The 22,665-nt window shown below is 60.7% G+C and carries 19 protein-coding genes; 11 read left to right on the top strand and 8 right to left on the bottom strand.

The window, feature by feature from the left end; translation table 11 throughout:
• Nucleotides 1-156: 156 nt before the first annotated feature.
• Nucleotides 157-1,674, bottom strand: a complete 1,518-nt coding sequence (locus KSAC_RS03545) for a replicative DNA helicase (protein WP_102323555.1) — start codon at nt 1,672-1,674, stop codon at nt 157-159.
• 60 nt (nt 1,675-1,734) lie between these two features.
• Nucleotides 1,735-2,814, bottom strand: coding sequence for a glycosyltransferase family 4 protein (locus KSAC_RS03540; protein ID WP_132304241.1), 1,080 nt, complete (start codon nt 2,812-2,814; stop codon nt 1,735-1,737).
• Nucleotides 2,815-3,052: 238 nt separating this feature from the next.
• Between KSAC_RS03540 and KSAC_RS03535 the strand changes: the two genes are divergently transcribed.
• Entirely contained in the window at nt 3,053-4,525 is a 1,473-nt protein-coding gene (locus tag KSAC_RS03535) for a mannitol dehydrogenase family protein (protein WP_132304239.1), read from the top strand.
• A gap of 56 nt (nt 4,526-4,581) precedes the next feature.
• Here KSAC_RS03535 and KSAC_RS03530 read toward each other — a convergent pair whose 3' ends face one another.
• Entirely contained in the window at nt 4,582-5,721 is a 1,140-nt protein-coding gene (locus KSAC_RS03530; protein ID WP_132304237.1) for a hypothetical protein, read from the bottom strand.
• A gap of 341 nt (nt 5,722-6,062) precedes the next feature.
• On the opposite strand from KSAC_RS03530, the gene KSAC_RS03525 reads away from it, so the two are divergent.
• The 4 genes from KSAC_RS03525 (at nt 6,063) to KSAC_RS03510 (ending at nt 12,967) form a co-directional block, all read left to right on the top strand.
• Complete coding sequence (locus KSAC_RS03525; RefSeq protein ID WP_132304235.1) at nt 6,063-8,450, top strand: glucose/quinate/shikimate family membrane-bound PQQ-dependent dehydrogenase; 2,388 nt, start codon at nt 6,063-6,065, stop codon at nt 8,448-8,450.
• Nucleotides 8,451-8,829: 379 nt separating this feature from the next.
• Nucleotides 8,830-10,158 (top strand): cytochrome c, encoded by a 1,329-nt coding sequence (locus tag KSAC_RS03520; RefSeq protein ID WP_102323560.1) that lies wholly within the window; start codon nt 8,830-8,832, stop codon nt 10,156-10,158.
• 21 nt (nt 10,159-10,179) lie between these two features.
• Complete coding sequence (locus KSAC_RS03515; protein ID WP_102323561.1) at nt 10,180-10,653, top strand: (2Fe-2S)-binding protein; 474 nt, start codon at nt 10,180-10,182, stop codon at nt 10,651-10,653.
• On the top strand, nt 10,646-12,967 hold the full coding sequence (locus tag KSAC_RS03510) for a xanthine dehydrogenase family protein molybdopterin-binding subunit (protein ID WP_118963166.1): 2,322 nt from the start codon (nt 10,646-10,648) through the stop codon (nt 12,965-12,967). The genes KSAC_RS03515 and KSAC_RS03510 overlap by 8 nt, the downstream gene beginning before the upstream one ends.
• A gap of 75 nt (nt 12,968-13,042) precedes the next feature.
• Here the strand turns inward: KSAC_RS03510 and KSAC_RS03505 are convergent, their stop codons facing one another.
• Nucleotides 13,043-13,528 carry a DUF3429 domain-containing protein gene (locus KSAC_RS03505; RefSeq protein ID WP_102323563.1) on the bottom strand — a complete coding sequence of 162 codons (486 nt, stop codon included), beginning with the start codon at nt 13,526-13,528 and terminating at the stop codon, nt 13,043-13,045.
• Between the two features lie 139 nt (nt 13,529-13,667).
• Between KSAC_RS03505 and eno the strand changes: the two genes are divergently transcribed.
• Both eno and KSAC_RS03495 read left to right on the top strand, forming a co-directional pair.
• Nucleotides 13,668-14,948: a phosphopyruvate hydratase gene (gene eno / locus KSAC_RS03500; protein WP_102324196.1), complete on the top strand. Its 1,281-nt coding sequence runs from the start codon at nt 13,668-13,670 to the stop codon at nt 14,946-14,948.
• A gap of 77 nt (nt 14,949-15,025) precedes the next feature.
• Nucleotides 15,026-15,355 (top strand): FtsB family cell division protein, encoded by a 330-nt coding sequence (locus KSAC_RS03495; protein ID WP_102323564.1) that lies wholly within the window; start codon nt 15,026-15,028, stop codon nt 15,353-15,355.
• Nucleotides 15,356-15,446: 91 nt separating this feature from the next.
• Here the strand turns inward: KSAC_RS03495 and rpmG are convergent, their stop codons facing one another.
• Nucleotides 15,447-15,614 carry a 50S ribosomal protein L33 gene (gene rpmG / locus KSAC_RS03490; protein ID WP_003620129.1) on the bottom strand — a complete coding sequence of 56 codons (168 nt, stop codon included), beginning with the start codon at nt 15,612-15,614 and terminating at the stop codon, nt 15,447-15,449.
• A 158-nt stretch (nt 15,615-15,772) separates the two neighbouring features.
• On the opposite strand from rpmG, the gene KSAC_RS03485 reads away from it, so the two are divergent.
• The gene (locus KSAC_RS03485; RefSeq protein ID WP_132304233.1) at nt 15,773-16,978 is read left to right on the top strand and encodes a molybdopterin molybdotransferase MoeA; all 1,206 of its coding nucleotides are present in this window, start codon (nt 15,773-15,775) and stop codon (nt 16,976-16,978) included.
• A gap of 118 nt (nt 16,979-17,096) precedes the next feature.
• Entirely contained in the window at nt 17,097-17,777 is a 681-nt protein-coding gene (lexA, locus tag KSAC_RS03480; RefSeq protein WP_132304231.1) for a transcriptional repressor LexA, read from the top strand.
• Here the strand turns inward: lexA and bioD are convergent.
• The 3 genes from bioD to KSAC_RS03465 are packed head-to-tail and all read right to left on the bottom strand — an operon-like array spanning nt 17,771 to nt 21,023.
• A complete protein-coding gene (bioD, locus tag KSAC_RS03475; protein WP_132304229.1) occupies nt 17,771-19,177 on the bottom strand; it encodes a dethiobiotin synthase in 1,407 nt (468 codons plus the stop codon). The genes lexA and bioD overlap by 7 nt on opposite strands.
• On the bottom strand, nt 19,174-19,836 hold the full coding sequence (locus KSAC_RS03470) for an alpha/beta fold hydrolase (RefSeq protein WP_132304227.1): 663 nt from the start codon (nt 19,834-19,836) through the stop codon (nt 19,174-19,176). Before KSAC_RS03470 ends, bioD begins: the two co-directional genes overlap by 4 nt.
• Nucleotides 19,833-21,023 (bottom strand): aminotransferase class I/II-fold pyridoxal phosphate-dependent enzyme, encoded by a 1,191-nt coding sequence (locus tag KSAC_RS03465; protein ID WP_132304225.1) that lies wholly within the window; start codon nt 21,021-21,023, stop codon nt 19,833-19,835. Before KSAC_RS03465 ends, KSAC_RS03470 begins: the two co-directional genes overlap by 4 nt.
• Before the next feature lie 61 nt (nt 21,024-21,084).
• Between KSAC_RS03465 and KSAC_RS03460 the strand changes: the two genes are divergently transcribed.
• Both KSAC_RS03460 and KSAC_RS03455 read left to right on the top strand, forming a co-directional pair.
• Nucleotides 21,085-22,395, top strand: coding sequence for an adenosylmethionine--8-amino-7-oxononanoate transaminase (locus KSAC_RS03460; protein WP_132304223.1), 1,311 nt, complete (start codon nt 21,085-21,087; stop codon nt 22,393-22,395).
• 7 nt (nt 22,396-22,402) lie between these two features.
• Nucleotides 22,403-22,660 carry a hypothetical protein gene (locus KSAC_RS03455; protein WP_132304221.1) on the top strand — a complete coding sequence of 86 codons (258 nt, stop codon included), beginning with the start codon at nt 22,403-22,405 and terminating at the stop codon, nt 22,658-22,660.
• The last annotated feature ends 5 nt before the right edge of the window (nt 22,661-22,665 follow it).

Below are 22,665 nucleotides of genomic sequence, written 5' to 3'. Positions count from 1 at the left end.
TCACGCCGGTCATGCCCGCGCCCAGTGCCCGGCCCATCCCATATCCTGTGCAGAAACCTGCACAGGATATGGATAATGGGTGGATGCCGTGCAACGCTGTGGCGCATGCGCCATAGTGACAGGACTGCAACAGTGTCGTGCTTGGATAACCTGTGGTCAGATATCGTGCACCATATCCAGATCGGCAAAGCGCGTGAACTCGCCCTCGAAGAACAGATGCACCGTCCCTGTGGGACCATGACGCTGTTTTTCCAGAATCAGTTCCGCGCGGTTATGCGCAAGGTCCATCTTGCGCTGCCATTCCTCCATCGCGGTCTGGTACTTGTCCTGTGAATCATAGGACGTTTCCTTGGGCTGACGCTGCTGGAGGTAGTACTGGTCGCGATAGACGAACATGACGGCATCCGCGTCCTGTTCAATCGATCCGGATTCACGCAGGTCCGACAGCATGGGCCGCTTGTCTTCCCTGCTCTCCACCTGACGTGAAAGCTGGGACAGCGCGATGACGGGAACCGACAGTTCCTTGGCAAGCGCCTTGAGCCCCTGCGTGATCATGGAAATTTCCAGCACGCGGTTTTCTGCCCTGCTTCCCACCGATGGGCGCATGAGCTGGAGGTAATCGACCACCACAAGGCTCAGCCCCTTGGTGCGGGCCAGCCTGCGGCAGCGTGTGCGCATGGCTGAAAGCGAGATGGCGGGCGTATCGTCAATATGCAGCGGCAGTTGCGCCAGTTCGCGGCTGACCTGCACGAAACGGTCGAATTCCTTCTGTCCCAGATCGCCGCGACGGATCTTTTCGCCCGATACGCTGGCCTGTTCCGACAGGATACGGGTTGCCAGCTGCTCGGCTGACATTTCAAGCGAGAAAATGGCGACCGAACCCTTGGGCTTGTCATCCTCTGGCGCATTGCGTGCTTCTTCCATCAGGGAGCGCGCGGCGGAAAAGGCGATCTTGGTGGCCAGTGCCGTCTTGCCCATGGCAGGACGCCCCGCAAGGATCAGCAGGTCCGATGGATGCAGGCCGCCGGTTTTCTTGTCCAGATCCCGCAGACCGGTCGTAAGCCCCACAACATCGCCGCTGCGGTTGAAAGCCTGCTGGGCAATGTCCAGCGCATCGGCCAATGCACGGTCAAACGACAGGAAGCCGCCATCCTGCCCTTTTTCGGTGGCCAGACGGAACAGTGCTTCCTCGCTGGCGGCGATCTGGTCGGGACCGTCAAGATCGGGTCGTGCGCCAAAGGCGTTGTTGACCACGTCCTGCCCGATATCGATAAGCTGCCGCCGTATCCACGCGTCATGGATCACGCGGCCGTAATCGGCGGCGTTGATGATGCCGACCATCGAAGTCAGCAGTTTGGCCAGATAGGACGTGCCCCCGACTGCGGCCAGCACGCCGGTATTTTCGAATTCGGCGCGCAGCGTGACGGGATCGGCCAGTTGCCCGGCCTCGATCCGGCGGGAAATGGCGTCATAGATGCGGCCATTGATTTCGTCGGCGAAATGCGCGCCGGTCAGGAAGTCCGAAACACGGTCATAGGCGCGGTTATTGGTCAGTAACGCGCCCAGCAATGCCTGTTCCGCCTGCACATTGGCGGGCGGAAGACGCTGGGAAACACCGAGGAGCGAGTCCTTTTGCCGGGACTCTTCGGAGGGGGGATGCTGGATTGTATTCACCCCCCTACCCTACCCGATCCGGCAAGGCGTGCGGAAGGGGTGATTGCATGCCCCTGCCCGTCAGGCCTGACCCGGCATGGCGCGGTGCAGGATGTCGCGGCCGATGCGGGTAAAGTTCGTATGGCTGAAATGTTCACGCACATACGCCCGCGCGTTGCAGCCTGTGGCATGCAGTTCCGCCGGGTGGGACAGGACTCGTGCCATGCATTCAGCCAGGGCTGCCGCATCACGGGGCGGGACTTTCCATCCTGTCCGACCTTCCTGCAGCGAATGGTTGAGTTCACCCACTGCGGTGCCGATAACCGGCAGGCCGGCCTGCATGGCGTCATGTACCGCAACGCAGAATCCCTCCCAGTGGGAAGGCTGGACATACAGGTGCTGGGTAGCAAGAAAATCCGGCACATCATGCACGAAATCATGCAGGTGCAGGTTGTCCAGTCCAAGGGCGCGCTTTTTCGTCTCCAGCCGTTCACGTTCCTTGCCGCGCCCGCATATCGTGACTTCGAAAGCGGGAAGGTCGCGCCCACGCAGCATGACCAGTGCGTCGATCAGTTCATCATAGCCTTTTTCGGGAGAAAAACGGCCCAGCGATGCAATGCGGATGACTTCCCCCGGTTGCCAGGGCGCGGCCTGTGGCACATCCGTCCTTACGCAGAAGATGGGCCAGCATGCCATCCGCGCATCGGGGAGATCGAGGCGCTGCCGGGTGACTTCGGTCACGTATTCCGAATCCCCTACCCATATGCGTGGCGTGTTGCGCAGGGCGCGCAGCAGGCGAAGATTTCCCGCCTTGAGAAAGGCCGAATGCTGCCAGCTCACAACGGGTTTGCGCTCAATGATACCGATCAGTGCGCCCATGGCCGTGGAGCGTGTGAGTGATGTCCAGATCAGGTCCGGCTGCCACGCCCGCAGGGCGCGACGCAGCCACAGGAACATGCGTATCGGCTGTTTTTCACCATACGGGCAGATGCAGTATTCCAGACCGGCTTTTTCGCACAGGGGAATGGCCAACCCGTCCCTGCGGGCCAGTGCGAAGACCTTTACCGTATGTCCGGCCTCACGGAATACCGAAGTGATCGCCGGTACCGGGAACGCTGCCCCTCCTCCTTCGAGGGAATTGATGACGTAGGCAATGCGCATGGCCTGTACCGTATCCTGCCTGACAGTTGTTCTGAACTAAGGGCCTAGTTACCAACATGAACCTTCCGGGGCTACCTCATGTTCCGCGCATATAATGCCTGGATGCGCGGAAATGGCCGTTCTGTGTCATTTCATCACGGCATGTGAGCCTGCCGGGCGTCAGAACCGCAGCCTGCACGGGTTGTCGGGTGCCTGTTTTCTTATTAGGCGTCGGGGATACTTTCCTTGGAAAATGGCTATGACCGCACTCAACAACCAGTCCCTGTCCCATCTCCCGCCCGAGATCGTGGTACCCGCCTATGATCGCAGCCGGGTAAAACCGGGCATTGCGCATATCAGCGTGGGCAATTTCCATCGTGCCCATCAGGCGGTCTACATGGATCGCGTGCTGGCGCGTCCCGGTCAGGAAGGCTGGGGAATTCTGGGTATCGGCCTTATGGAAAACCCGCATGAGGCCCAGAAAGCCACGGACATGGAAGCGCAGGACTGTCTGTATTCCCTGACCGAGTGCGCGCCCGACGCCCCGAATGTGGTGCGTGTGATCGGTTCCATTACCGAATACATGTATGCACCGGCCGATCGGGTTGCCACCATCGCCCGCCTGGCTGATCCCGCCATCCGTATCGTCAGCATGACCGTCACCGAAGGCGGATATTATGTTGATGAGAACGGTGTATTCCCCATTGATCATCCGCTTGTCGCCGAAGATCTGAAGCGTGAGGTGCCGCACACGATATTCGGCCTGCTGACCGAGGCCCTGCGCCAGCGGCGTGAAAGTGGCGCCGGTCCGTTCACCATCCTCTCATGTGACAATCTGCCCCAGAACGGTCATGTGGCGCGTGCCGCCTTTCTTGGCTGGGCGCGGGCGCGTGATGCGGGACTGGCCGGGTGGATTGAGGAAAATGTCACCTTCCCCTGCACCATGGTGGACCGTATTACGCCTGCCGTGCACCCGGAGGATGTGAAGCGCCTTGATGCCGAAAGCGGGCTGGATGACCGGATTCCCGTATTCTGCGAGGATTTCATCCAGTGGGTCGTTGAAGACAAATTCTGTGCGGGACGCCCCGAACTGGATGCCGTGGGTGTGCAGTTCACCGATGATGTCCAGCCATATGAGGCGGTCAAGCTGCATATGCTCAATGCCTCCCACTCCCTGCTTGGCCTGTCAGGTGTGCTGTCCGGCTACCGCTTCGTCAGCGAGATCATGCAGGATCTGCATGAGGTGACTCTGGTCGAACAGTATCTTGCCTTTGATGCCGAACCACTGTTGCATGCCCCGCCGGGCATGGCGCTGACCGACTATGGCAGGCGTCTGCTGCGTCGTTTCCGCAACAAGGCCATCAGCGACCAGTTGCTGCGCATCGCGTCCGACAGTACGTCCAAGCTGGCCATGTTCGTCAGGAGTACGGCCATGGGCGTTATCGCGCACAGGCGCCCGGTCGAGCGCATTGCGTTCGTGGTGGCCTGTTATGCCGAATATCTGCGCGGACATGATGACAGGGGTGAAACCTATGCCATCGTCGAACCGCACCTGACGGATGATGATAAGGTCAAGGCTGCCTCCAGCCGACTGGAAGATGCGCTGGACATGACAGCCTTTGCTGGCTGGGACCTGCGGGATAGCAGCGTTTTTGTGGAGCGTTATCTGGCCCTGCGCCAGTCAATCCGCGACAGGGGCACGCGTGCAACCCTTGGGCAGGTCATCGCATAACGGGGTCTGACCCTGTGGGCTGGCGGAGTATATAAAAATTCCCGCCAGCCCCGCTTTTACGCGGCGTGGCGCTGTTCGGACACCTGGTTTTTCATGAAATCGGAAATGGCCTGCGCCGCGCGTTGCGAAGCCCCAAGCAGTGGGGTGCCAAAGGTTTCCCGAAACAGTTTTTCCTGTAATGGCCTGTACAGGGCGTGACGTGCCTGTGCCTGCGCCACGGCCGGCATGATATCCGCCGGGTCCTCCACCACGTCCCCCAGCGTCCAGTGCAGGAAATAGGGGTCATCGCGCCATTTGAGTTTTCCGGGATTAAGGAAAATGCACGGACGCGGTTCGGCCAGGAATTCATACACCTGACTGCTGACATCCCCGATATAAAGGGCCGCCTGCGATGTGTAGGTCATGTCCAGCATGGCTGGTGAACCGGTATCGACAAGAATGTCCTGACTGGCCTGCCGTTCCAGCAGGTGGGCCTTCACCCCGAATCCCTTGTGGAAAATCTTGATATGCGGGGCCACGACCAGATTGTAGAGGGTCTGGTCCCTGAAACCCTGCAGGACCGTGCGCATGCACGCGGAATAGGATGTAAGGTTTCGCTGGTAATGCGGGTTGTACAGCGCAAAAGGCTTTCCGTTGGGGAAAAGAGGCTGTTCTTCGTGCCGTATGGCTTCAAAAACATCGAATTTGGGATAGCCGACCACATTGTAATGGCCGGGGCGGATGATGCCGTTCTGCAGGAAATAGGCCTCGACTTTCGGGCCGGGTAGCAGGGCAAGGTCAAAATCGCGCACCAGATGGTCATCATTGACGTATCTGTCGCCTGCGCCATGCATCAGCAATACAAGGCGTGGCCGGGTCAGGCCCATTTCCTTTAATATGCCTGCCGTATATTCCGTGGCGACAACGACATCGTACTGGTTCAGTTCCCCAATATTTTCGCGCAGTACCCGCAGGCGTTCCTGATCCAGTCGTTTTGCGGTTTTAAGCAGGCGTGTTTTCCATGAACGGTACAGCGGACGCAGTGGTGGCGCGGGTGCGTGCATGGCCTTGCGAATGCGTGCAAGGTGCTGAACTGTTTCTGGAAAACTGTAGTATTCTGTTACATCACAGCCGGGAATGACAGAAAGCGCACTGGCGACCGACGCGGCATGATAGCACTGGTAAGGTTCTGCTATGTAAATAAAAGCAATTTTCATAATTTTGTATTTATCGTTCCGCGCGTGATGCTGAATTTCTACATAGTGTATTTTCTAGTCTTTGGCTGATCGGTCAATCAAGGGGAAATTCCTGCCTGCTGGCGGTTATCCGGTATATCCGCGCTGTGTATGGGGCGAATATAGCGGTGGCGCATAGCGTGTCAAAACACGGTGGTCAGGGCTGCCGTCGCCACTGCTTCCGGCTCTGTCCGGGGCGGAAGACGGGCGAAAAAAGGGCTGTCGCACATTTTATTCATAAGGTTGGACTTGACCTTACGGTCTGTCTTAACGTTCTTTCATGTCAGAATGTTCGTACTGTATCACGGTAATCAGGAAAACTTATGAATAGCCTTATGCGCTCGGCTCCCCTTCTCGCTGCGGCCATAGCCGTCTGCGCCCTGTCAGGTCTGTACCTGCTGGGTGGCGGGCTGTGGCTGTGTCTTATCGGCGGTTCCGCCTATTATGCCATTGCGGGCCTCATGTTGCTTGGTACGGCGTTCCTGCTGTACCGACGACGGGCCTCGGCGCTGGTGGTTTACGCGGCCCTTCTGCTTGGTACGATGGTATGGGCCGTGCATGAGGCCGGGCTTGATTTCTGGGCGCTGGCGCCGCGTGGGGATATTCTGGTGCCCATCGGTATCGTGCTGGCCCTGCCATGGGTCTCGCACCATCTGGAACCGGCAGGGCCTGCTACCCGCATGCCGCTGCTGGGCGCCATCGGGGCGGCTGTGATCGTGGTTGGTGTTGCCATGACCCGTGATCCGCAGGACATAGCGGGCAACCTGCCGCCGGTAGCACAGAACGCGCCGGAACCCGGTGACGCCGGACAGATGCCCGATGGCGACTGGCAGGCTTATGGCCGCACCCAGTTCGGTGACCGTTTCTCGCCGCTGAAACAGGTCAATGCGGGCAATGTCAGCAAGCTGAAGGTTGCGTGGACCTTCCGCACGGGCGACGTGCGCAGGCCCAATGACCCCGGTGAGATTACCGATGAGGTCACACCCATCAAGATCCGCGATACGCTTTACCTGTGTTCTCCCCACCAGATCCTGTTTGCCCTTGATGCGAAGACCGGCAGGCAGCGGTGGAAGTTTGATCCGCAGATCGAATACAACCGGACCTTCCAGCATCTGACCTGCCGTGGCGTTTCCTACCATGAAACCCGGGCTGGTGCGTTGACGACGGATGGCGCCCCTGCCCCCACCGAATGCGCGCAGCGCATCCTCCTGCCCACCAATGATGGCCGTCTTTTTGCGCTCGATGCCGGGACTGGTGCGCTATGTACGGGTTTTGGTCAGAACGGCGTGGTGGACCTGAAGCAGGGCATGACTGTCCGCACGGCGGGTTTTTACGAACCGACATCCCCGCCGGTCGTGACCGATACCACGGTGATTGTGTCCGGTGCGGTGACCGACAACTATTCCACGCATGAACCGTCCGGTGTCACCCGTGGGTTCGATGTCTATACCGGCGCGCTGAAATGGGCGTTCGACCCCGGCAATCCCGACCCGAACGAGATGCCGTCCGAACACCACAGCTTCGTGCCCAATTCCCCCAATTCGTGGATCACGGCTTCCTATGACGCGAAGCTCGATCTGGTCTATATCCCCATGGGCGTGCAGACGCCGGACATCTGGGGCGGTAACCGCAATGCGGACGCCGAGCGGTATGCGAGTGCGATTGTTGCGCTGAACGCCACCACGGGCAAGCTGGCCTGGAGCTACCAGACCGTCCATCATGACCTGTGGGACATGGACGTTCCCGCGCAGCCGAGCCTTGTGGATATCCGCAATGCGGATGGCGAGGTCATTCCCACCCTGTATGCCCCGGCCAAGACGGGCAATATTTTCGTGCTCGACCGGCGTAATGGCCATCTGGTCGTTCCCGCCCCCGAAACCCCCGTGCCGCAGGGTGCAGCACCGGGCGACCACCTTTCGTCCACGCAGCCCTTCTCCGAGCTTACGTTCCGCCCCAAGACGAACCTGACGGATGCGGATATGTGGGGCGGCACGATGTATGACCAGCTCATCTGCCGCATCATGTTCCATCGCCTGCGCTATGAAGGTCCGTTCACGCCGCCTTCACTGCAGGGCACGCTAGTATTCCCGGGCAATCTGGGCATGTTTGAATGGGGGGGCCTTGCGGTCGATCCCGAGCGTCAGATCGCGATTGCCAATCCCATCGCCATTCCGTTCGTCTCCCACCTGATCCCGCGCGGTCCCAACAACCCGGCGACACCGGATAAATCCCTGCCGTCCGGTAGCGAAAGCGGTGTGCAGCCGCAGTTCGGCACGCCCTATGGCGTTGACCTGCACCCGTTCCTGTCTCCCTTCGGCCTGCCGTGCAAGCAGCCTGCATGGGGCTACATGTCGGGTATCGACCTGCGCACCAACAAGATCGTGTGGAAGCATCGCAACGGCACGATCCGTGACAGCGCGCCCCTGCCGCTGCCCATCAAGATGGGCGTGCCCAGCCTTGGCGGCCCGCTGACCACCGCAGGCGGCGTGGCGTTCCTGACCTCGACGCTGGATTATTACATCCGCGCCTATGACGTCACGACCGGACAGCAGCTGTGGCAGGACCGCCTGCCCGCCGGTGGCCAGTCCACCCCCATGACATACGCGGTGGACGGCAGGCAGTTCATCGTAACCGCCGATGGTGGCCACGGCTCCTTCGGCACCAAAATGGGTGACTACATCGTCGCCTACAGCCTGCCCGACCAGAACTGAGCAGACTGAGCGGGGAAGGATTTTTTCCTTCCCCGCATTGACATTCCCGCCCACATATATATTCATCCGTATATAGACGTTGTTCTGACAGGCCCCCGCAGCCCCGGTTATTCAGGGTTTTGCGGTGGGTTATCTGTATTCAATGTAAAAGTGAATAAGTCTTATCATCGCTTTCATCTTACGTGCGCCCGAACGGCTTGATTAGGAAACAGTAATACTGAGTTTCCGCCGTGGCGCCGATGTTCCCGCACATCCGGCAGTTCCGGTGCTTCGGGGGCGGGCAACGACGCGCCGCCTCCTGTGTTTCCTGCCATACCGGCACCGGAACCGGGCGGATGATACGGGGTGATTTGATGACTTTCACAACCGCGAGAACATCGTGATTAAACGTATTGCAGCAGCGATTGTGGGGATCGGTGTCGCCGGCGGCGTCGGGTTCCTTGCCTATGCGTGGTATCCGGCGATTGCGCCGGTCGCACCGCCTCCTCCTTCCTCTTTCACGGCCGCGCAGATCGAACATGGGCGCGTGCTGGCCGCGGGCGGCTACTGTGCGGAATGTCATACCCGCACGGATGGCAAGCGTGGCATCGAACTGGCTGGCGACTACAAGATGGACACGCCGTTTGGCGCCATCTTCTCGTCCAACATCACGCCTGATCCCGAAACGGGTATCGGCCGCTGGTCGGAAGCCGCCTTCAAGCGCGCCATGCGCAAGGGTATCTCCCGCGATGGCACGCAGCTTTTCCCCGCTTTCCCGTTCGATCACTTCACGCACATGACGGATCAGGACATCGATGATGTCTATGCCTTCCTCATGACCCGCCAGCCGATCCATTCGGTCAAGCGTGACAATACGGTCGGCTTCCCCTTCAACATCCGTCTGGAGCAGGCGGGCTGGAAACTTCTGTTCCTGCATGAAGGGCCGCTGAAGAACGACACGACGCATGATGCCGAGTGGAACCGTGGCGCCTATCTTGCCGAAGGGCTGAGCCACTGTTCCGCCTGCCACACGCCGCGTAACGCCATGGGCGCGGAAAAGAGCAGCGCACCCTATGATGGCGCGCCGGTCGATAACTGGATTGCGCCCCCGCTTAACGAACACAACCCGACCCCCGTTGTCTGGACGGAGGACGAGTTCTTCAAATACCTGCGCTTTGGCTCCGCCCCGCTGCATGGCAGCGCCGCCGGTCCCATGTCGCCCGTCGTGCATGGCGGCCTGAGCGAAATGCCGGAATCCGATGTGCATGCGATCGCACATTACCTGGCCGAGATCGATCATGCTTCCAGCCGCGTAAGTCAGGACCCGAAGGCCATCGCGTGGGCCATGAGCGCCTCCATGAAGGATCTGGTGGGACCGCAGACCAACCCGAACGCGCGGCTTTATGCCGGTGCGTGCGCCGCCTGCCACGCCAATGCTGGCCCGCAGCCGGTTGAAGGCCGCCCGGACCTCGCGCTGAACAATGCGCTGTGGCTGGATGAGCCGACCAACCTGTTCCAGGTCATCCTGCGCGGTATCGGCACGACAGAAGGCATCTCCACCGTTTCCATGCCCAGTTTCTACCATTCCTTCTCAGATGCGGATCTGGCCCGTCTGGCAGCCTATCTGCGTGCGACGCGCACGACCCTGCCGCCGTGGACCGATCTGGAAAAGAAGGCGGCCGAGGTTCGCAAGACCCTGCCGGCTTCCCCTGTCGCGTCGTCCCATTGAGCTGAAAGACGGAGCTAGAACATGACGACCTTTCGCCTCAATGGACGGGATGTAACCGTTGACGTGCCGGATGATACCCCCCTGCTGTGGGTTATCCGTGACGAAGTTGGCCTGACCGGAACGAAATTCGGCTGCGGTATCGGTATGTGTGGTGCGTGCACCATCCATATCGGTGGCCGGGCCACCCGTTCGTGCGTGACCCCTGTCAGCGCCGCAGAAGGTGCTGACATCACCACCATCGAAGGTGTTGACCCGGAGGGAAACCATCCGGTGCAGCAGGCATGGCGTGACATTCAGGTGCCGCAGTGCGGGTACTGCCAGTCCGGCCAGATCATGCAGGCGATCAGCCTGCTGAAGGATTATCCCTCCCCCACGGATGAGGAAATCGACGCTGTCATGGCGGGCAGCCTGTGCCGTTGCATGACCTATATCCGTATCCGGGAGGCCATCAAGAAGGCCGCGGCCAACGCACGCGGAGATTCATCAAATGGGTAGATTAAACCGCTTCCGCCTGGGTCGGGACGGTCGCCGTGAGCAGACTTCCCTGTCGCGTCGTGGCTTCCTTGTCACCTCGCTTGGCGCTGGTGTCATGTTCGGCTTTGCGCGTCCGGCTGCCGCCAACCAGATTTTTCCGCTCGACAGGGCCCTTCCCGGTGATGGCGCGTTCGAGCCGACCATCTGGTGCTCCATTGCGCCCGATGGTGAAATCACCGTCAACATCATCCGCGCCGAAATGGGGCAGCACATCGGCACGGCGCTGGCGCGTATCATCGCCGATGAGATGGAAGCCGACTGGAGCAAGGTCCGCATCAACTACGTGGACACGGACCCCAAATGGGGCCTGATGGTCACGGGTGGTAGCTGGTCGGTATGGATGACATGGGATGTCTTCCGTCAGGCCGGTGCCGCAACCCGTACGGCGCTGGTTGAGGAAGCCGCGCGCCTGCTGGGCACGACGCCGGACAAATGCACCGTTGCCAACAGCATTGTCAGCGCGGGTACCAGGCAGATCAGCTTTGGCGATATCGTGGCCAAGGGGCATCCGTCCCATTCCTTCACGCCTGAAGAAATGGCCAAGCTGCCGCTCAAGCCCGCCAGTGCCCACAAGCTGATCGGCAATGCGGAACTCAAGGCGCTGGACATTCCGTCCAAGACCAACGGGACCGCCATTTACGGTATCGACGCGAAGATGGAGGGCATGGTGTATGCCCGTCCCAAGATGCCGCCGACGCGTTATGGATCGAAGGTCCGTTCGGTTGATGACAGCGAAGCCCGCAAGATCAAGGGATATGTCCGCTACCTGCTGATCGATGATCCGTCCGAAGTCGTGCAGGGCTGGGTCGTGGTGCTGGCCAGCACCTATACCGCCGCCATCCGTGCCGCCGATGCGCTGAAGGTTGACTGGACCCCCGGTGAGACGATCCATACGTCGGAACGTGACATTCAGGACCGTGGCCGCGCGCTGATCAACAATAAGGAAGGTGGTGTTTACGTCTTCAATGACGATGGCGTGGATCAGGCCTTCTCTGGCGCGCATGCGGTCATGGATCAGGAATATACCTGTGCGTCCGTGCTGCATTACCAGCTTGAGCCGACCAATGCGCTGGCCTTTGAAAAGGACGGCGTTTACGAAATCCATGCCGGCAACCAGTGGCAGAGCCTGATCCTGCCCACGCTGGCCAAGTCGCTTCAGGTTCCCGAAAGCAAGGTCATCCTGCGCAGCTATCTGCTGGGTGGCGGTTTCGGGCGCAGGCTTAACGGTGACTACATGATCCCTGCCGCCCTTGCGTCCAAGGCGCTGGGTGGCAAGCCGGTCAAGCTGATCCTGACGCGCTCGGACGACATGCAGTTCGATTCCTTCCGCTCGCCTTCCGTGCAGCGTGTCCGCATGGCTTTCGATGGCAGTGACAGGATTACTGCCATGGATTATCAGGCGGCTGCGGGCTGGCCGACAGGCGTGATGGCTGCTGCCTTCATGGAAAAGGGCGTGGACGACAAGCCCTATGACCAGTTTGCCATCGCCGGTGGTGACCACTGGTACGAAGTCGGTGCGTTCCGTGTCCGTGCGTTGCGTAACGACCTTGCGGAAAAGACTTTCCGTCCCGGCTGGCTGCGTTCGGTCAGCCCCGGCTGGACCAGTTGGGGTATCGAGTGCTTCCTTGATGAGGTCGCGCACCGCCAGAAAAAGGACCCGGCACAGTTCCGTCTTGAACTGCTGACGGCGCAGGGCCGTAACAAGGGACAGGCCCCGGATTCCGTGGGCGGCGCGCTGCGTCAGGCCGCGGTCGTGCGCCGGCTTATGGAAAAGGTGAACTGGGGTAAGACGACCCTGCCCAAGGACACCGCCATGGGGATCGCCACTACGGCGGGTCAGGAACGTGGCATGCCGACATGGATCGCATGTTGCGCGCAGGTTCATGTGGACCGTAGCACCGGCGTGGTCCGCTGTGAAAAGCTGACGATCGTGGTTGATGCGGGCACGGTGGTCGATCCCGATGGTGCGAAAGCCCAGACGGAGGGTGCAGCACTGTGGGGCCTGAGCATGGTTCTGTTTGAAAATACGGAAATCGTGAACGGCCTGCCGGTTGACCGGAACCTGAACACCTATACCCCGCTGCGTATTGCCGATACGCCGGAAATGGATATCGAGTTCCTGCCCAGCACCGAGAAGCCCATGGGCCTTGGTGAACCGGGCACCACGGTGGTCGGTCCTGCGATCGGTAACGCCATCTTCAATGCGGTGGGCGTACGCCTGCGGCATATGCCGGTCCGTCCGGCGGATGTGCTGCGCGGTCTGCAGAACACCTGAACGTTCATCCATTGAACGTAAAAACCCGGCATGCCATGCGGTATGCCGGGTTTTTTATTGGGGGAAAGCCTGCCGTCAGCTTTCGGGACGCATGCCAAGGCTTGCTGCCAGTATGGCCAGAAAACAGATTTCGCTCAGGCAGATGACGAACCACTGCACCGTCATGTAACCACGCGGCATGGCCCCGCGCCGCCATGCCATGCGTTCGGCCACGGCTGTCGCGCCAAAGCCCGCGATCAGGATCAGCAGCCCCGCCAGTTCATGTACTGTGGCCGCGCATAGCCCGATCCACCCGATCAGGGCAGGTACTCCACCGAGCAGAAGCCGCAGGTTGGTCTGCTGCCCCGTTCCACCGGCGGGGATGATGTCAGGCCGTTCCAGCGCCAGTCCCCAGTGCACGGCCCCCATGAAGGACAGCATGACCGCGCCATAACCCACCGCCGCCGTCAGCAGGCGGGGGGTGTGGTCGGGTGTAAGGAACACGATGGCGCAGGTGCAGCCGATCAGTGGCAGCAGGCTTGCCAGGGCGGTGACTATGGCAAGTATCGGCAGGCGTTTCACGGCAGCATTCTCCCAGCTATGATTTTGTTGTGCATAGCGCACTCTGGCATGATGCGCGGCATCTGTTATCGTGGGGCAGGATATGCGTGCCGGTGGCATGCGCTGTCCCCATAATGTCAAATCTGAGGAAACAGATATCATGAGCGCCATTATCGATATCATCGCCCGTGAAATACTCGACAGTCGTGGCAATCCCACCATCGAGGTGGATGTGGAACTGGAGTCGGGTGCGAAAGGCCGTGCGGCTGTCCCCTCGGGCGCGTCGACCGGCGCGCATGAAGCCGTCGAACTGCGCGATGGCGACCCGAAGCGCTTCGGTGGCAAGGGCGTGCTGAAGGCTGCCGCCCATGTCGAACAGGAAATCCTTGAAGCCCTGCAGGGTGTGGAATCGTCCGATCAGGTCGCTATTGACGAAGCCATGATCGATCTGGACGGCACGCCGAACAAGTCTCGGCTTGGTGCGAACGCGATTCTGGGCGTTTCGCTGGCGGTGGCCAAGGCCTCGGCTGAGGAACTGCGCGTTCCGCTGTACCGCTATGTAGGCGGTGTGTATGCCCGGACCCTGCCGGTGCCGATGATGAACATCATCAATGGCGGTGAGCATGCCGACAATCCGATCGACATTCAGGAATTCATGATCCAGCCCATTGGCGCGCCCACCGTTACGGACGCCATCCGCATGGGATCGGAAATCTTCGCACAGCTTAAGAAAAGCCTGTCCGGTGCGGGTTACAACACCAACGTCGGTGATGAAGGCGGGTTCGCACCTGCCCTGAAATCCGCTGATGAGGCGCTGGGCTTCATGATGCGCGCGGTCGAGGCTGCGGGCTATCGCCCCGGAGAGGACGTGACCTTCGCGCTGGATTGCGCTGCGACCGAGTTTTACAAGAATGGCCGCTACGAACTGAAGGGCGAAGACAAAAGCCTGGATGCAGCCGGTATGATCGCGTATCTGGCCGATCTGGCCGCGCGCTACCCCATCATCTCGATTGAGGATGGTCTTGCGGAAGATGACTGGGAAGGCTGGGCGGAACTGACCGCCAATCTTGGCCACAAGCTGCAACTGGTTGGCGATGACCTGTTCGTGACCAACCCCGACCGCCTGCGTCGGGGTATCAAGGCCGGGGTTGCGAACTCCCTGCTGGTCAAGGTCAATCAGATCGGCACGCTGAGCGAGACGCTGGAAGCAGTGCAACTGGCCCAGCATGCAGGTTACACCGCCGTGATGAGCCATCGTTCGGGTGAAACGGAAGACAGCACCATTGCCGATCTGGCGGTCGCCACAAATTGTGGGCAGATCAAGACCGGCTCGCTTTCCCGTTCCGACCGAACCGCGAAATACAATCAGCTTATCCGTATCGAGAACGAACTCTCCCTCGCTGCCCGTTACGCGGGGCGTACGATCCTGAAGAACGGGTGACATGGTGCGCCGGACGGGTTAAGCCCGTCCGGTTACACGAGATGTGATGCGATATTGAAGCTGACCGGGGGAACGAGATGCAGGTGGTCAAGATTGTTAGGCGTGTAATCAGGGCCACGATTCCCCCTGCCCTGTTTATCGGGCTTACGGCATATTTTGGCTGGAACGTCATGCGCGGCGAACATGGCCTGCACAGCTATGCCGCGCAGTTGCATCTGCTTGATGAAGCCCGGTCCGCCCAGCACGATGCCAAGGCCGAACAGGAAGTCTGGCTGCGGCGCGTGCGCGGGCTGAAGGAAGGCGCGCTGGATGTCGATCTTCTGGATGAACGTGCGCGCACCATGCAGAACCTTGCCCGGCAGGACGAAATTGTCGTGCCCTACGGGGAACATAACCACCTGTACTGACATGGCCCGCACATGACATGCAGGACATGCAGGCATGAAAAAACCCCGGTCGTTTCCGCCGGGGTTTTTTCGTTTCCGCCGGAGCGGAAGATTATTTGATCTTCGCTTCGCGGAAGGCCACGTGCTTGCGCGCAACGGGATCGTATTTGCGCATTTCCATCTTGCCGGTCTGGGCACGGGCGTTCTTCTTGGTCACGTAGAAGTAGCCGGTGTCCGCCGTGGAAACGAGCTTGATTTGAATCGTGTTGGTCTTGGCCATGATATCCTCAGCACTGCTCCGCCGCTGCTGGAACATTCAGGTGCAGCAGTGGTTCAAGTTGGCGGAAAATGCGCATACACAAGGCTGAGGTCAAGCTCTAAGACCAATATTTCTGTTTAAATTCGCCCCGGACGGGTAAAAAAGGAGTGCAGTGCACGATGTTGAGCGTCTCCGAAGCGCGTGAACGGATTCTTCAGGGGGTATTTCCCCTCCCGGCGGAGGTCGTGGCCCTGACTGATGCGTGTGGACGCGTAAGTGCTGCCCCGCTGGCCGCGCGCCTGTCCAATCCGCCAGCCGATGTATCCGCCATGGATGGCTATGCCGTGCGCGCTGCTGATCTTTCCACCGGTGGGGCGACGCTTGAATGTGTCGCCGAAGCGCCTGCCGGGCATCCCGTAGCCACCACGATCGGTCAGGGCCAGTGTGTCCGTATATTCACCGGCAGCGTCATGCCCGCCGGGACGGATGCCGTGCTGATACAGGAAAATGCACAGGTGGATGGGCGTGCCGTCACGACCGGGCATGTTATCGCGCCGGGGACGTTCGTGCGGCGCAGGGGGCAGGATTTCGCGCAGGGGCAGGTTGTCATTCCCGCCGGGCGCAGGCTGTCCGCACGTGATATCGGCCTTGCCGCGGCTGCAAACCATCCCTGGGTGGAGGTCACACGCCGCCCCCGCGTGGCCATTGCCGCCACGGGGGATGAACTGCTGCTGCCCGGCAGCACGCTGGCGGCAGGCCAGATTGCCAATTCCAGCACCCCCATGCTGGCCGCCCTGCTGCGTCAGGCCGGTGCCGAGCCGGTCATGCTGCCCGTGCTGCGGGATAATATGAGCGACCTTGCGACCCTTGAGCGGATGGTGGATGGCGTGGATATGCTCATAACCACCGGGGGTGCCAGCGTCGGCAGTCACGATCTGGTGCGTCGGGGGCTGGAACAGGTCGGGCTGAAAACCGATTTCTGGAAAATTGCCATGCGGCCGGGTCGCCCGCTCATGTCCGGCCATCTGGGGCGCCTGCCTTTCATCGGCCTGCCGGGCAATCCGGTGGCCGCGTTCGTCTGTACCGTCGTGTTCGTCCTGCCTGCCCTGCGGCGCATGGCCGGGCTGGACAATGCGGTTGAGCCGCCACAGCGTGCGGTTCTGGGCGTTGATCTGCCGGAAAATGACTGGCGCATGGATTTCCTGCGCAGCAGCCTCACACATGATGGGCAGGGCCAGCAGATCGCCACCCCTTTCCCCGTTCAGGATTCAGCCATGCTGCATATACTGGCCGACAGTCAGGCGCTGGTGCTGCGCGCGCCGCACGCACCGCCTGCCCGGGCGGGTGATATGTGCGAGATCATCCGCATTGATCAGGGGTTGTAACAGGCGGGATCGCAGTTGACGGGGCGGATGGAACCAATATAGAACATGGAAACAGGTTTTTGGTTTGTTCCAGCTTCTTCCCGCCTTGGAACGCGCCCACGGCAAAAGGACATGTGGCATGCTCACGAAAAAACAACATGAGCTTTTGCTATTTATTGACGGCCATTTGCGTAGGACGGGATTCTCGCCCTCCTTCGATGAAATGAAGGATGCGCTTGGCCTGCGTTCCAAATCGGGTATCCACCGCCTGATTTCAGCGCTGGAGGAACGGGGATTCCTCCACCGCAGGCATCATCGTGCCCGGGCGCTGGAAATCCTGCGCCTGCCGGATATCGAGCCGCCGCCGGTCCGTAAGCCGGTCGACCCGCCCGCACCCGGCGGCCCGGCGGTGCCATCTGCCGCAGTCATCGCAGGCATGGTTGAACTGCCCTTTGTCGGACGGATCGCGGCAGGTAACCCGATCGAAGCCATCAACGCCAGTACAACCCATATCGTTGTGCCTGCCAGCCTTATGAGCAAGGCCAGCGACCATTACGCGCTGGAGGTTACCGGGGATTCGATGGAGGACGCGGGAATACTCGATGGCGATACGGTCATCATCCGCGCACAGGCACAGGCCAGTGACGGTCAGATTGCCGTGGCCCTGATCGATGGGGAGGAAGTGACCCTCAAACGGGTGCGGCATCAGGGCGATGAAATCGCGTTGATCCCGGCCAACACCCGCTATGAGACACGGACCCTGCCTGCCAGTCGTGTCAGCATACAGGGTACCCTTGCGGGTCTTATGCGACGTTACTGAACACTGCCCGTCACGTCAGTCCACGATGGTATATGGGTGGCCAGTTGTCTTATGGCATCCGGCCCCATGGGATCGGTTGGGGGCAGTTCTGCCAGAATACGCACCTGCCCATGGCGTTCGATGGCATTACGGCCAATCGGTTCGGGTGGCCCGTTCAGGATTACGCCCAGTACGCGCACTCCGCGTGTCCGTAGTGCTGCGAGACTGAGCAGTGTGTGATTGATCGTGCCAAGCTGGCTGCGGGCCACCAGTACCACAGGCAGCGCAAGACGGACCATAAGGTCGATCATCAGGTAATTTTCGGCAATGGGTACGAACACGCCCCCTGCCCCTTCAACCACCAGCGGTCCACGGGCGGCGTCATGGGGGGGCAACCCTATGTCGGTCGGATTGATGCGGGTATGGGCCTGCCGTGCTGCATCTTCCGGGGACAGGGAAGCACCGAACGTGGCCGCAGGCGGATACAGCCGCGCCGCGTCGATACCGGACAGGGCACGTATGGTCGTACTGTCTGATGGGGCATCATCCGTGCCGCTTTGCAGGGGCTTCCAGTAGGCGGCACCCCATGCCCGCACCAGTGTGGCGGCGGTAACGGTCTTGCCCACATCCGTATCCGTACCGGTTACGAATACACCTGGCCACAGGGCACGTCGGAACTGTCCGTAAGCGACATGATACGAAACGGCGAAGGGATCATTGCTGTGCGCTGCTGCCAGAACGCGGCGTAGCTGACTACCCGTTGCCGGTGGGTGATCGGTATGGCTGGCCCCGATGGCCGCCAGTTCGCGCACGAATTCCAGTGGTGATGCGGGGCTATCCACTATTTCCGCTTCCTGCCAAAGCCCTGCGCCGGAAAGCGGCCACTCCTCATGCAGGGTGGCAAGGGGGGGATAGGAAGGAACCGGGCAGGTCACGCCAGCCCGTGCATAGGCGTCCCGCCATTGCCGGAAGCTGCCTGCGCATAAGGTGGCAAAAGCCATCTGGCCATCGGGTGCAAGCAGCGATGCAAGCAGATCCAGCGTCCGGGCCCGGTTTTCAAACCACTGCATGGCCAGACTTGAGCATATCAGGTCGAACGGGCCGGTCAGGTCGGGCTGTTCCGCATCCATGCGGTGCAGTGTCAGCCGTTCCCTGTCCGGAATTCGTGCCGCCAGACGCGCCAGCATGCCCGGTGCGATGTCCGTGGCGGTGATATGGGCATCAGGGAACAGGCGTAGCAGTTCCCGCGTCAGGAATCCGGTGCCGCAACCGATTTCCAGAATACGTAGCGGCGTAGCATGAGCGCAGGATCGGGCAATGCGTCGGGCAAGTTCTCCTGCTGCAATACGCTGGACACGCGCAGCCTGATCGTAGTCCCGTGCCGCGTCAAAACGGGCGGCGATGCTTTCCTTGCGGGTCATGGTGCGGTTATCCGTTGGGTCAGGGCCGTAATTTCGCGCACGCAGTCGGCCGTGTGGGTCAGGGGTAGCAGATGTCCGCCTTCCTGCCATTGGATGGGGTGTGCAGCCTTACCGGAAAAGCAGGCCCGCGTCAGTGATGGTGGGGCGATGGCATCCTGCGTTCCGGCCATGATGTGGATGGGACATGCCAGATTTGTCAGGTCATCCCGGCAATCCATGTCCATAAGCATTTTCAGGCCCGTTTCCAGTCGGCCCTGTTCGATATGCGCTGGCAGGGGCGTTTCAATGTCCGCACGCTGACGAAAGCTGTGCAGCAGTCCCTGCGGACCACGCCGCAGGCCAAGGCGCATGCGTTCGATCACCCGCCGGGGAATGCCATCGGGGAAGTCGGGTACGGCCCCGAAGCGGCTGAAACCGTTTACCAGCACCAGTCCCTGGCATAGTGGTCCATGGTGGCGTAGCAGCCACAGGGCGCCCAGCGAATGCCCTACCCCGATATAGGGGTGTTCCGGCAGGGTCATGGCCGGCTGTGCGGCGAAAAAACCGAAATCAAGGCAATGCGTGGAAGATGGTCCAAGTGCAGCCCGTGTCGCATTCCAGAATGTGTGGTCAAAGGCCCATCCATGCACGAAGGCGATGGGCAGCGTGGGTGATGTCATGCGCTTTCCCGTGCGGCGCCCGTAATGGCGGTAGCAAGCTGGTCGATCATGGCGTCGGTATGCGCGGCGCTGAGAGCGAGCCGGATACGGCTGCTATTGGGGGGCACCGTGGGCGGTCGGATGGCGGTGGCAAGGATGCCATGTTTTTCAAGGACCGATGCAAAAGCCAGCGCCCGCGCGGCGTCCCCGATCAGGATGGGAATGATCTGGGTGGTCGAAGGGCCGCTCGACAGGCCGCAATCCCGGATCACATCGCGCAGATGCGCCGCATTACGGGCCAGTCGGGCGCGTTCCGCATCCATGGTGGGTATCAGTTCAAGTGCCGCATCCATGGCTCCCAGCACGGCGGGCGGCGGCGCGGTTGTGAACACGAAACCAGAGCAGGCGTTGACCAGCCAGTCGCACATCGCACCTGATCCGGTGACAAAGGCCCCGAAGCCCCCCAGCGCCTTGCTGAATGTTCCCATAATGAGGTCGATGTCATGTCTGGCGCACAGGCCCCGCCCCTGCGGACCCAGCACGCCAGTAGCATGCGCTTCGTCCACATAGGTGAAGGCATCATGATGGCGTGCTATGGCGCTTAGCCGGGAAATATCGGTACGGTCGCCATCCATGGAAAAAACGCTTTCCGTCACGATCACGCGCATGCCGGGATGACCTGCATGGCGGCACAGCAGGGCCTCCAGATGGTCAAGGTCGTTATGGCGGAAGCGGATCTGACGCACACCCGCAGCCATGCAGCCATGATGCAGGCTGGCGTGGTTAAGCCGGTCGGTAAAGACCAGTGGCGGCCCGTCCTGTTCCCCCGCAAGCCGCAGCAGTGCCGTCAGTACGGATGCATTGGCCTGCCATCCGCTGGCCAGAAGCAGGGCGGACTGCGCGCCCTTGAATGCAGCCAGCCGCGCTTCGACCGCCATATGCTGCTGGCTTGTGCCTGTCACAAGGCGGGAAGCCCCTGCCCCCGTGCCTGCTTCGTGCAACCATCGGGCTGCGCGTGCGGCCAGCGCCGGGTGATGGGTCAGGCCCAGATAATCGTTGGAGGAGAAGTTGATCAGTTCCCTTCCATCCCGGATGACCGTGACCGCGCCGGTCTGTTGTACCGGGCGCAGCACGCGGCGGGTGTGCCGATCCGTCATATGCTGCAGTGCGGTCTGGAAAATCGTATCGAAACGGGCCATGAAGCGCATTCTCCTGCCGGAGCACGCCGCCCCGGTCAATCCCGCCAACCCAATATCACGGAGACGGCGCATGTGTGGACCCGAATGGCTGGAACAGGGCATGAAGCATGTCTGGCTGCCCTATACCCAGATGCAGACGACCCTGCCCCCCCTGCCTGCCGTCAGCACCGATGGCTGCACCATCACCCTGGCGGACGGAACGGAACTGGTGGATGGTATCGCATCGTGGTGGACGGCATGCCATGGCTACAATCATCCCCACATCCATCAGGCGGTCAGCGCGCAGCTTATCCGCATGCCGCACGTCATGTTTGGTGGACTGGTCAATGAACCGGCGCTGACGCTGGCTCGTCGGCTTGCTACAATGCTGCCGGGTGATCTGGATCGGGTTTTCTTTACTGATTCCGGCTCCGTCGCGGTTGAGGTTGCGATGAAAATGGCCATCCAGTACTGGCTCAATCGCGGGCAGACGGGGCGGACAAGGCTTGTTGCCTTCCGGGGCGGTTATCACGGTGATACCATGGCCACCATGGCCGTATGCGACCCCGAAGAAGGGATGCACAGCCTGTATCAGGGGGCGTTACCTGAACATTTCATTGCTGATCTGCCCGTAAACGCAGCAGGCATGCAGGCACTGGATACATTGCTGGCACAGTCCGCAGGCAGTATTGCCGCGATTATTGTCGAACCCCTGGTTCAGGGGGCGGGCGGAATGCTGTTTCACACACCTGATGTATTGCGGACACTGCGCGAACTTGCGGACCGGCATGGTGTGCTGCTGATCCTTGATGAAATCTTTACCGGGTTCGGTCGCACCGGAACCATGTTCGCATGTGAGCAGGCCGGGATCGTACCTGACATCATCACCCTGTCCAAGGCGTTGACCGGGGGCACGATGGCGCTGGCGGCGACGGTGGCCCGGACGCATGTATTTGACGCCTTCCTGTCCGATGATCCGTTGCATGCGCTCATGCACGGGCCAACCTTCATGGCCAATGCGCTGGCCTGCGCCTGTGCCAACGCGTCGCTTGACCTCTTCGATACGGAGCCCCGGCTACAACAGGTGGCGGCTATCGAAACGCAGATGCGCGACGAACTCGAATCCTGCCGCAGCCTGCCGCATGTTGTCGATGTGCGTGTGATGGGTGCGATCGGTGTGGTGGAACTTGATTGCATAAGTGACATGAATGCGCTCAAAAGCGCCCTGATTGCACAGGGCGTATGGGTGCGACCATTCCGTAATATTGTGTATCTGACACCGGCTTTTACCGTAACCCGGTCCGAACTCAGCCATCTGACCAAGGCCATTCGCACGGTTGTGTCGGAACTGGGACAGGCTGCTCGCATCGGCGCTAGGCCATTACGGACGGATCTGGTATAGAAAACGCATGACTTTTTTTCAGCATCGATCCTGGCGCATGACAAATCATGACAGCAAGCGACAGATCGTGCTGAAGATCCTGTCGGATGGCAAGGCGCGCTCTGTCCGGGAAATCGGGGATCTTTTTCCCGAACTGGGCACCTATCATGCCCGTCTTGCCCTGCAGGCCCTTCGTAATCAGGGCCTTGTCACCGTGGAAGATGCCCCCGACGCAACGGAGGGCCGCAGGCGCAAGGTCTGGCGGCTGGTCCGTTCCGGCGTCTGAAATGC

The organism is Komagataeibacter saccharivorans (assembly GCF_004348195.1).
In the GTDB taxonomy this organism is placed as follows: Bacteria; Pseudomonadota; Alphaproteobacteria; order Acetobacterales; family Acetobacteraceae; genus Komagataeibacter; species Komagataeibacter saccharivorans.
The sequence above is the reverse complement of the archived record's forward strand: the minus strand, read 5'-3'. Positions and strand labels throughout refer to the sequence as shown.